The 9,494-nt window shown below is 71.0% G+C and carries 8 protein-coding genes; 3 read left to right on the forward strand and 5 right to left on the reverse strand.

The window, feature by feature from the left end:
- Positions 1-22: 22 nt before the first annotated feature.
- The 3 genes from QK440_RS33075 to QK440_RS33085 are packed head-to-tail and all read left to right on the forward strand — an operon-like array spanning position 23 to position 2,594.
- Positions 23-994 (forward strand): quinone oxidoreductase, encoded by a 972-nt coding sequence (locus QK440_RS33075; protein WP_282796941.1) that lies wholly within the window; start codon positions 23-25, stop codon positions 992-994.
- A 59-nt stretch (positions 995-1,053) separates the two neighbouring features.
- On the forward strand, positions 1,054-1,329 hold the full coding sequence (locus QK440_RS33080) for a chorismate mutase (RefSeq protein WP_282796942.1): 276 nt from the start codon (positions 1,054-1,056) through the stop codon (positions 1,327-1,329).
- Entirely contained in the window at positions 1,326-2,594 is a 1,269-nt protein-coding gene (locus QK440_RS33085) for a 3-deoxy-7-phosphoheptulonate synthase (RefSeq protein ID WP_282796943.1), read from the forward strand. Before QK440_RS33080 ends, QK440_RS33085 begins: the two co-directional genes overlap by 4 nt.
- Positions 2,595-2,769: 175 nt before the next feature.
- On the opposite strand, the gene QK440_RS33090 is transcribed toward QK440_RS33085, so the two are convergent.
- From QK440_RS33090 to QK440_RS33110, 5 genes are all read right to left on the reverse strand, one after another.
- Complete coding sequence (locus QK440_RS33090) at positions 2,770-3,546, reverse strand: thioesterase domain-containing protein (RefSeq protein ID WP_282796944.1); 777 nt, start codon at positions 3,544-3,546, stop codon at positions 2,770-2,772.
- 30 nt (positions 3,547-3,576) lie between these two features.
- Positions 3,577-6,273, reverse strand: coding sequence for an amino acid adenylation domain-containing protein (locus QK440_RS33095; protein WP_282796945.1), 2,697 nt, complete (start codon positions 6,271-6,273; stop codon positions 3,577-3,579).
- 1,111 nt (positions 6,274-7,384) lie between these two features.
- Complete coding sequence (locus QK440_RS33100; protein ID WP_282796946.1) at positions 7,385-8,332, reverse strand: hypothetical protein; 948 nt, start codon at positions 8,330-8,332, stop codon at positions 7,385-7,387.
- A gap of 30 nt (positions 8,333-8,362) precedes the next feature.
- On the reverse strand, positions 8,363-8,548 hold the full coding sequence (locus tag QK440_RS33105) for a hypothetical protein (protein WP_282796947.1): 186 nt from the start codon (positions 8,546-8,548) through the stop codon (positions 8,363-8,365).
- A gap of 301 nt (positions 8,549-8,849) precedes the next feature.
- A complete protein-coding gene (locus tag QK440_RS33110; protein ID WP_282796948.1) occupies positions 8,850-9,377 on the reverse strand; it encodes a DinB family protein in 528 nt (175 codons plus the stop codon).
- Positions 9,378-9,494: the final 117 nt, after the last annotated feature.

Here is a 9,494-nt window from a genome sequence, read left to right on the forward strand (position 1 = left end):
CACACCCGGGAAGGAGGCCGCCATGCGCGCGGTCGCGGTACACCGACACGGCGGTCCGGAGGTACTCACACCCACCGAGTGGGCCACCCCGGCCGTGGGGCCCGGCGACGTACTCGTCGACGTCGCCGCCATCGGTGTCAACTACCACGAAACCTACGAACGCTCCGGCCTGTACCCACGCGAACTGCCGTACGTCCCCGGACGGGAGCTGGCGGGCACCGTGGCCGCCGTCGGCGAGCAGGTCACCGGCCTCGCCGTCGGCGACCTGGTGGCCACGGCCGACGTGCCGGCGCCCGGCGCCTACGCCGAACACGTGGCGCTGCCCGCCGACCGCGTGGTCCGGGTGCCCGACGGAGTGAGCGCCGAACAGGCCGCGGCAGTGCTGCTGCAAGGGCTCACGGCGCATGTGCTCACCCAGGACAGCCACCCCGTACGGCCGGGGGAGACGGCCCTGGTACACGCCGCGGCCGGCGGTGTCGGGCTGCTGCTCACCCAGGTGCTGCGGACCCACGGCGTCCGCGTCATCGGGACCGTCTCCACCGCGGCGAAGGAGGAAGCGGCACGACGGGCGGGGGCGGACGAGGTCATCCGCTACACGGAGGTCGACTTCGCCACCGAGGTCGCCAGGCTCACCGGCGGCGACGGCGTGGACGTCGTCTACGACGCGGTCGGGCGGACGACCTTCGAGGGAAGCATCGCCTCGCTGCGCCCCCGCGGCTCCTTCGTCCTCTACGGACAGTCCAGCGGCAAGATACCGCCCATCGACCTGAGCACCGGCGTACGCGGCTCGGTCAAGCTGACCCGCCCCTACCTGCCGGACTTCATCCCGACCCGCGACGAGCTGCGGACGCGCGGCACCGCGGTGTTCTCCTGGATCCTCCGGGACAGCGTCGACGTCCACATCGGACGGATCTACCCGCTGGCCGACGCCCGCACCGCACAGGCGGACCTCCAGCAGCGCCGCACCATCGGAAAGCTGCTGCTCACACCCTGACCTTGAACCACATATCCGTACCACCCATGGCCACCGCACCACACGAGGGGGAGCAAGGCGTGTTGGAACCACGGACCGAAGCCTTCACCGACCTGGACATCCACCTGTCCATCGGACAAGCGCGAACCGACATCGACGAACTGGACCTCGGCATCATCAGACTGCTGCGCATGCGCCGCGCCGTGTCCCAGCGCATCCAGCAGACCCGCCTGCGGGCGGACGGACCGGGAACCGACCCCGGCCGGGAGAACGACATCGCGCGGGTGTACCGCTCCCACTTCGGGGACAGCGGCGACGACGTCGCGGCCGCCGTCCTCCGGGCCTGCCGATCATGACAGCCCTGACGAACACCGCCCCGAGCGGTGCCGACGTCCTCCTCACGCCCGTGGAACACCAGCAGCCGCACTGGCCCGACCCCGACCAACTGGCCGACGTCGTCAGCACGTTGGACGACCTGCCCGCACTGGTGCGACCGGAGGACTGCGACGCACTCCGGACGCGCCTGGCCGCCGTGGCCCGCGGTGAGGCCTTCCTGCTCCAGGGCGGCGACTGCGCGGAACTGTTCGCCTCCCCGCTGATAGAGCCGACACGGAACAAGCTCCGCTGCCTCGCGGACATGGCCTCGGTGCTGCGCTCCGGCTCCGGGCTGCCGTGCCACACCGTCGGCAGGCTCGCCGGGCAGTACGCGAAGCCGCGCTCGTCGGGCGCCGAGACCAGGGGCGACCGCGCCCTGCCCGTCTACCGGGGCGACGCGGTGAACGACCTGCGCTTCGACCCCGAGGCCCGTACCCCGGACCCGCGGCGCCTGCTGGCCGCGTACCGGGCCGCGAACCGCGTCCTGTCCGACATCCGGCGGCTCCGCGCCCGGGGCCGGGCGCTCTTCGCCGACCTCGGTGGCGACTTCTTCACCAGCCACGAAGCGCTCCTGTTGCCGTACGAGACCGCGCTCACCCGGAACGACCCGTCCTCCGGGCAGTCCTACGGCCTCTCCGGCCACCTGCTGTGGATCGGCGAGCGGACGCGCCGGCCCGACGGGCCGCACGTCGCCATGATGGCGGGCATACGCAACCCCGTCGCGGTCAAGGTCGGGCCGACCACGACCCGCGCGGACATCGCGGAACTGGTCGAACTGCTCGACCCGCGCCGCGAGCCGGGCCGGCTGACGTTCATCGCCCGCCTCGGCGCGAACGCGGTGCACGACCTGCTGCCCCCGCTCGTCGACGAGGCGCTCGACCGGGGCTCCCCGGCGGTCTGGGTGTGCGACCCCATGCACGGCAACACCCGCACGACCGCGGACGGCATCAAGACGCGCCGCTTCGAGGCGATCTGGGCGGAGGTGCGGGGGTTCGTCGAGGTCCACCGGGCGCTGGGTACCCACCCCGGCGGCCTGCACCTGGAGCTGACCAGCCGCGACGTCACCGAGTGCACCGACGAGTACGCTCCAGTACGCGAACGGGACCTGGCCCGCAGGTACGAGTCGGCCTGCGACCCGCGCCTCAACGGTGACCAGGCGCTGGAGCTGGCCCGGCTGACCGCGCCACTGCTCAGGCCGGGCGTCCGCAGTGGAGGGCTCTCGCGGGCCGCCACCGCGCTCGGCTGAGCCTCCGCGCGGCACGTGGACACCCGCAGAACCTGCGGGTGTCCAGCGATGCCCAGAGGTACGTGGAGAAGCTCCGCGACATCCAGTGAGGAGATGCTCCGCGACATCCACGGAAAAAAAGGACGCTGCACGGGCGACCCGCCCGTGCAGCGTCCTCGTCGGTACGGCAGTGGTGCTACGCCTCCAACAGGGTCCGGCCCACGAACCCCGGGACGTCGTTGCCCTCCTCGTTCAGATAGAAGTGACCGCCGGGGAAGATCTCGGTCGTGAACGCCGCCGAGGTGTACTCGCTCCACCCCTTCACGGTCTCCAGCGGAGCCCGCCAGTCGGACTCCCCGACGAGCCCGGTGATCGGGCTCTCCAACGCGGGCGCCGTGGTGACGCGGTGCCGCTCCCAGAGCTGGAAGTCGGCGAGCACGACCGGCACCAGCGCGTCCATGACCTCCTGGTCCGCGCTCACTTCCTCGTCGAACCCCCCGAGGCTGAGCACGGCGGCGTGGAACTCCCGCTCCGGCAGGTCGTGCAGCTTGGGCCCGGCCCAGATCACCTCGGGAGTGGACTGGGCGGACACGAACAGCCGGTCCGGACGGGGGCCGCCCCGCAACTGCAGTGCCCTCGCCACCTCGAAGGCCAGCAGCGACCCGCACGAGTGCCCGAAGAAGGAGAACGGCCCGGTGAGCACGGGACGCAGGTCGGCGACGATCTCCCGCACGAGCCGGCCGACGTCCACGGCCGGGCCCTCCGCGAGCCGGTTCTGCCGGCCCGGTAGCTGCACGGCCGCCAGCTCGACCTCCTCCGGCAGCCGCCGCGCCCAGCTCGCGTACGCGTTGGCGCCGCCGCCCGCATGGGGAAAGCAGACGATCCGGTGCTGTGCCCCGGGTCGCCGGGCCCGCCACAGGCTGCGGTTCTCGGGGACCAGACGCCCCTTGAGGCCTGGTCTTACGGTGCGCACATTGCCCTCCACGAAGGTGTACCAGCGAAATCAGCGAACGGACGCGGTGTCCGCCGCCTCGGCGCTCAGCGCCGCGATGGTCTGCAGCCGGAACAGGTCCTTGGCCGAGACCGACACACCGGCCGCCCGGGCCTTGGCGACGACCATGATGCCGAGGACGGAGTCGCCACCGATCTCGTAGAAGTTGTCGGTGATGCCGACCCGGTCGACGTCGAGCACCTCGGCCCAGACCTCGGCGAGCACACGCTCGTCGTCCGTGCGGGGCGCCACGTAGTCCTCCGCGTCGGCGGCGCGCTCCACGTCCGGCAGCGCGGCCCGGTCGACCTTGCCGCTCGGCGTGAGCGGAAACGTGTCGAGCAGCGCCACCGCCGCGGGCACCATGAACTCGGGGAGCCGGTCCGCGACGAAGTCCCGCAGCGCGGCCGGCTCGGGCCGCCGGCCCGGCTCGGGGCGGACGTAGCCGACGAGGCGCTTGTGCTCGCCCTCCTCGCGCACGATCACCACCGCCGCCTCGACGTCCGGGTGCTGCTGGAGCACGAGCTCGATCTCGTTCGGCTCGATGCGGAAGCCGCGGACCTTGACCTGGCGGTCGATCCGGCCGACGTACTCCAGGGCGCCCTCGGCCGACCACCGCACCAGGTCGCCGGTGCGGTACATGCGGTCCCCCGGGGCCGCGCCGAAGACGTCGGGCAGGAAGCGCTCCGCGGTGAGGTCGGGGCGGGCCAGATAGCCGCGCGCGACGCCGGGCCCGCCGATGAACAGCTCGCCGACCACCCCCGCGGGCACCGGGTGCAGCCGCTCGTCGAGCACGTACACACTCGTGTTCACCACCGGACGGCCGATGGGTACCGTGCCGTGCTCGCCGATCGCCTCTGCCAGGTGCCAGGTGGCGAAGGCGGTCGTCTCGGTGGGGCCGTAGCAGTGGATCAGACGCTGCGGGGGACCGGCCGCCAAGGCCTGCGCCACCCGGTCCGGATTGACCGCCTCACCGCCGAACAGCAGGTGCCGCAGCGTCTTGAACGCGTCGGGCCGGGCGGCGACCACCTGGTTGAACACCGCCGTCGTGAGCACGAGCGTACTGATGTCGTACCGGGTCAGCGCCTGCGTCAGCGCCATCGGGTCGAGCATCGTGTCCTTGTCGATGACCACCATGCGGGCGCCCGCGGCCAGCGGCGCCCAGATCTCGAAGGTCGCCGCGTCGAACGTGGCGTCGGCACCTTGGGCCACGACGTCGTCGGGCCGCAGCGGGATGTAGTCGGCGTCGCGGAGCAGCCGCGTGACCGAGCGGTGCTCCACCACGGTCCCCTTGGGCCTGCCGGTCGACCCCGACGTGTAGATGACGTACGCCCCGTCACGCGCGGACACCGGGACGGCCGGCGCCTCGGACGGCTGGACGGCCAGGTTCCGCTCCTCTTCGTCCAGCGCGACGAAGTCGGCGCCGGTCGCCGCGCGCAACGTCCCGACCAGCGCGCTCTCGGTGACGCACACCGACACGTCGGCGTCGTCGAGCATGTAGGCAAGGCGGTCGACCGGGTAGCGGGGGTCCAGCGGTAGGTAGAGGCAGCCGGCGCGGAGGACGGCGAGCAGCGCGGTGACCAGCCTCGGGCCGCGCGGCAGGCAGACGCCGACGACGTCACCGCGACGCACGCCCCGGGACACCAGCAGGTGGGCGAGCTGGTTGGCGGCGGTGTCCAACTGCCCGTACGTCATCGTGTCGGTGTCGGTGTCGGTGTCGGTGTCGGTGTCGGTGGCCGTGCCCGAGGCCGAGACGACCGCGAGCGCGTCGGGCGCCGACCGGGCGCGCTCCCCGACGAGTTCGTGCACGCACGGCCACGTCCGCGCCCGCACCGGGTTGGCACCCCACTCGTCCAGCAGTATGTGCCGCTGCTCCTCGTCCAGCAGGGGCAGATCACCCACGGGCTTCCCCGGATCCTGCGCGGCGGCGGTCAGCAGCACCATGAAGTGGCCGACCAGGCGACGGACGGTGGCCGCATCAAACAACGCCGGGTCGTAGACGAAGGCCCCGACGAGCTCGCCCGTACCGGCCAACCGGCAGTCGATGGTGAGGTCGAACGCCGCAGGTGCCTCGGGCGCGTCGTCACCGCGCAGGACCACCAGCACCTGGGCCGGGGGAGACCCCCCGTCAGCGCCCTCGGGCGCCAGGGCGTCCGCGACCCTGGAGAACGGCAGGTCCCCGTTGGCCACCGCGTCGTCGACAAGGCGGACGTTCCGCTCGACCAGGCGCCTGAACGGGACGTCCGGCTGGATCGTCGCCCGCAGAACGACCGCATTGGCGAAGCAGCCGTCCGACTGGTCGAGCGCTCGGCCAGTGGTCAGGGTGGCCAGAGGAACGTCCTGCTGCCTGCCGTGACGGGAGAAGAGCGCCTGGGACGCGGTGAGCAGGACGGTGAACAGCGTCCCGCCGACTTCGCCCGCCAGGTCGCTCATCCTGTCGACGACCTCCGCCGGCACGCGGAACCCGACCGGGGTGCGCGCCGTGCTCGGCTCCGTCGAGCGCGCCCGGTCCACCGGCAGCCGCAACACCGGAAGGTCGTCGAGCTGGGCGAGCCAGTAGCGCTGTTGGCCGGCGAGGTGGGCTTCGGTGAGCCGGTCGCGCGCCTTGGTCCTCCCGTAGGCGTCGGCACCGCACGGACCACGGTCGAGCGGACCGGTGGCACTGCCGTCGGTGTGTACTGACGCATCGGATCTGCGTAGGCCCTCGGACATATCACTGTTTCCCTTCGCGTACCTTGCCCGCGACGAGCCCGACGCGTGGCGCTGTGGCGGCCCGGCCCGTGGATCCCACGGCTTCCGACTTCTGATGGGGACACGTGTGACTCGCCTCGCTTCGCCTCGACCTGACCCGCGTCGACGCGTCGCGACTCGCCCCGGTGGAGACGTGTCGCCAGGCACCGGGCATCCAGCCTGTACGGTCGCTCCTCCGGCGAGGAGAGTCAGTGAGGAAGCTGCTGCGAGCGCGATGCCGTGACCGTGCGCACGGACCCGGAAAAGATGTGAACGCGGCAATCTTGCACACGACTTCCTTGGGCCCGTCGCTTTATCGAAGCGGCTTCGTGTCGCCGTGCTGAAGTTATCCAATGCCCCGTCGCCCACGATAGTGAACAGCCCGTCGACGACGGGTCGAAACGCCGTCTCGGGTGGGTTGCCGAACGTCCCGTTGACGGGACGAACGCGCGAACTCGACCGGCGACTCGAAGCCGCTGCGGGCCCGTGCCACAGTCGTAGATTCCGGAGTGCACTGTTCACATTCCTTGATCGAGGACTATTTCTCGATCAAGGAATGCTCTTTCCCGCCTGTCCGCACGACCGACGCCGCATGGCGAAGGCGCATGGTGAAGGGGCATGCCGAAGGTGCCTGTACCGGAGCCCTCGCTGAGCTGCTGACGACCGCATGTGGAGCCGCGATTGCGACCGGCCGGGCGGTGCATCGGGGTGCTCGTGCCCACCGTGAATATCTCTGCGTCATCCATCGGTCCGTCGGTCATTGGCGCCCAGCCGACGCTGATCAATAACAGCACTCATTGAGGCCAGGAACGCGAAGGATATCCTCCGTTTCCGGTCCAGGTTCCGGAAGTATGAATTCCTACACATTGGCTGTGTCAGGGGCCAAGGCTGGCCACAGTGTGTGTCCGGGCATTGCGAAGTGGATGACCGGGGTGCGGGATTCCTCTTTCGGGTCCCGCCGTCTCGCCGAAGGTGGGAAACCAGTGATTCCGGCAGGGCGGTCGGCAGCGTAGGCGCCCGGTAGTCGCGACCGTCGTCGAACTGCGTGGTGTATGTGTCAGACGTCATCGCGACGCGCGGCAGGAGTGCGTGCTCAGCCCTCGCGGAGCGAGTCGGCCGTGAGTCCCAGCTCTTTCGGAGTCAGGGGACGCCCGTCGAGGACGAGGTACCACTGCCACCACTCGTCCCGCCAGCGGTGCACGAAGAGGCCGGGGTCCCGCATGTGCCCGCCTTCGTACGGCGGGTCTGCCAGCGGCCGGCGTACCAGGAGGGCGCTGCGCAGCCGGTCTGCCGTGGTGGGCTGGACGTCCAGGTCCACGACGAGGAAGCCCGTGTCGGGGTCGCCGTCGTACAACTCGGGGTGGCCGCCGAGTGGGGTGGGCCACCAGCGTGGGAGCGGCAGCCGGTGTGTGCGGCCGTGCTGGGCAAGGCGCTCGGCGTGGGCGGCCTGGCGTCGCTTCTTGTCCTCGGCCTGCGCGCTCCAGCGGAAGTGTTCCTCCGGCAGGGCGTGGAAGTGGAGGTCGACGAGCCGTTCGCGGTACCGGCCGTCCGGGGTGCGTACGTCGAGGAGGATGCCCGCGGTCGCGTCGACGGTCAGTCGCAGCTCCGGTACCGGCCCGTGCAGGCGGAGCGCGATCTCCCAGACCCCGGCTGCGCCTTCGCGGTCGCCGTACAGGACGCGGCGGGCGGGACCGAGGGGCTCGGCGTCCGCGAGCAGGGGGCTGTTCGCGCAGTGCACCAAGCGGCAAGGGTGCGGGTCGAAAACCCAGGGGAAGCCGTCATCGTCCGGGAAGTCGGGTCCGGGTTGTTCGAGGCGCGGTGCGGTCTCTTCGTCGGCGAGGAGCAGGTTGCCGTCCGTCTCCGTGCGCCATTGGTACGGCGGCCGGTGGGCGAAGCGGGTGTCGTGGCGGGCGGGGTACGGGGGCGGCCACCCGTTGCCGTCGTCTCGGTGGGGACGGAGCACGGTGTAGCGGCCGTACAGGGCTGGTGCGGGAGCGGCGTCGAGCCGTTCCCGCAGGGCTCGCCAGTCCGGTGCCGTCATGTGTGCTCCGCCCCCTGGGACCGGCCCGGTTCAGTCGCCCGTGCCGGGGCCCGGGCAGAGCCTTTCGGTGCCGCTCTGTATGGCGGGGAACGCCTCTGTGCTGCGGTTGACGCTGTAGCCGCCCCGGGCGGCACCCTCCTGGCCGGCGTCCGCGCCGCCGTCCCGCCAGGTGCTCTTCCACCAGCGCTGTCCGCCTCTGCGCTTGCTTGTTGTCATACCGCGACTCCCAAGGGGCGGGGGCCGGCGCGGATCGCCGGGCTCGCGTGCGGTGTGCTGGTGGTACGCGGTGGGCAGCGGCGGACTCCAGATGGCTTTGCTCCGCACCTGCGTTCTGTGCGGCACGGTAGGCCCGGCCGCTTCAGACGTGACAGGGCACAACTGGCCATGTCGTACGCCTCTCTTCACCGAGGCCAGGCCTCTTTCGCCCACATGGGGGGGCGCTGCCTCGTGGTCGGTGGGCCAAGGGCCCTCATGCGGCAAGGAGGCAGCGGCGAAGAACCCGGCCGGTGGTGTCTGTTCAGCTGTTGGTTCGTCCGTCTGTGTGCTGGCGTAGCAGGTCGGCATGTCCGTTGTGGCGGGCGTATTCCTGGATCATGTGTACGTAGAGCCAGCGCAGGCTGAGGGCAGCGCCTTGCGCGGATGTGCACGTTTCATCGAGGTCGTGTCCGGTGACTGCTGCCGTGCACGCAACGGTTTCGGCCCGGTATCGGGCGAAGTCTCGTTCGGCGTTCGCCTCGCGGACTCCCTCGATTCCCTCATCGCCGTCTTCGGGGTCGGTGTGTAGGCGCGTGATGTCCTCGCCGGCGAAGCGCCGCCTGAACCATGACCTTTCCACCTCCGCCATGTGACGGACCAGCCCGAGCAGAGTGAGGTTCGAGGGGTGCAGCACGGGCTGTACCAGCTGGGCGGCTGTCAGCCCTGCGCACGTGCCGAGCAGGGTCTCGCGGTGCCAGGTGAGCCAGCCCTCCAGCATCTGCCTTTCGGGAAGGGTGGCCAGACGGCCGATCTGTGTCGTGCGTTCGACGGTCGGGGCTGTCCATGTCATCTGCCCACTGTGGCCACCGGCTCGTGGTGGCGCCAGGGTGGGGTTAGTGGGTGGGGGTGGTGTGGTGGTGGGTGTGGGTGGGGTAGTTGGGGTGGTTGAGGGGGGTGTGGGTGGTTT

The sequence above is a fragment of the Streptomyces sp. CC224B genome, from assembly GCF_030010595.1.
Classification (GTDB): domain Bacteria; phylum Actinomycetota; class Actinomycetes; order Streptomycetales; family Streptomycetaceae; genus Streptomyces; species Streptomyces longispororuber.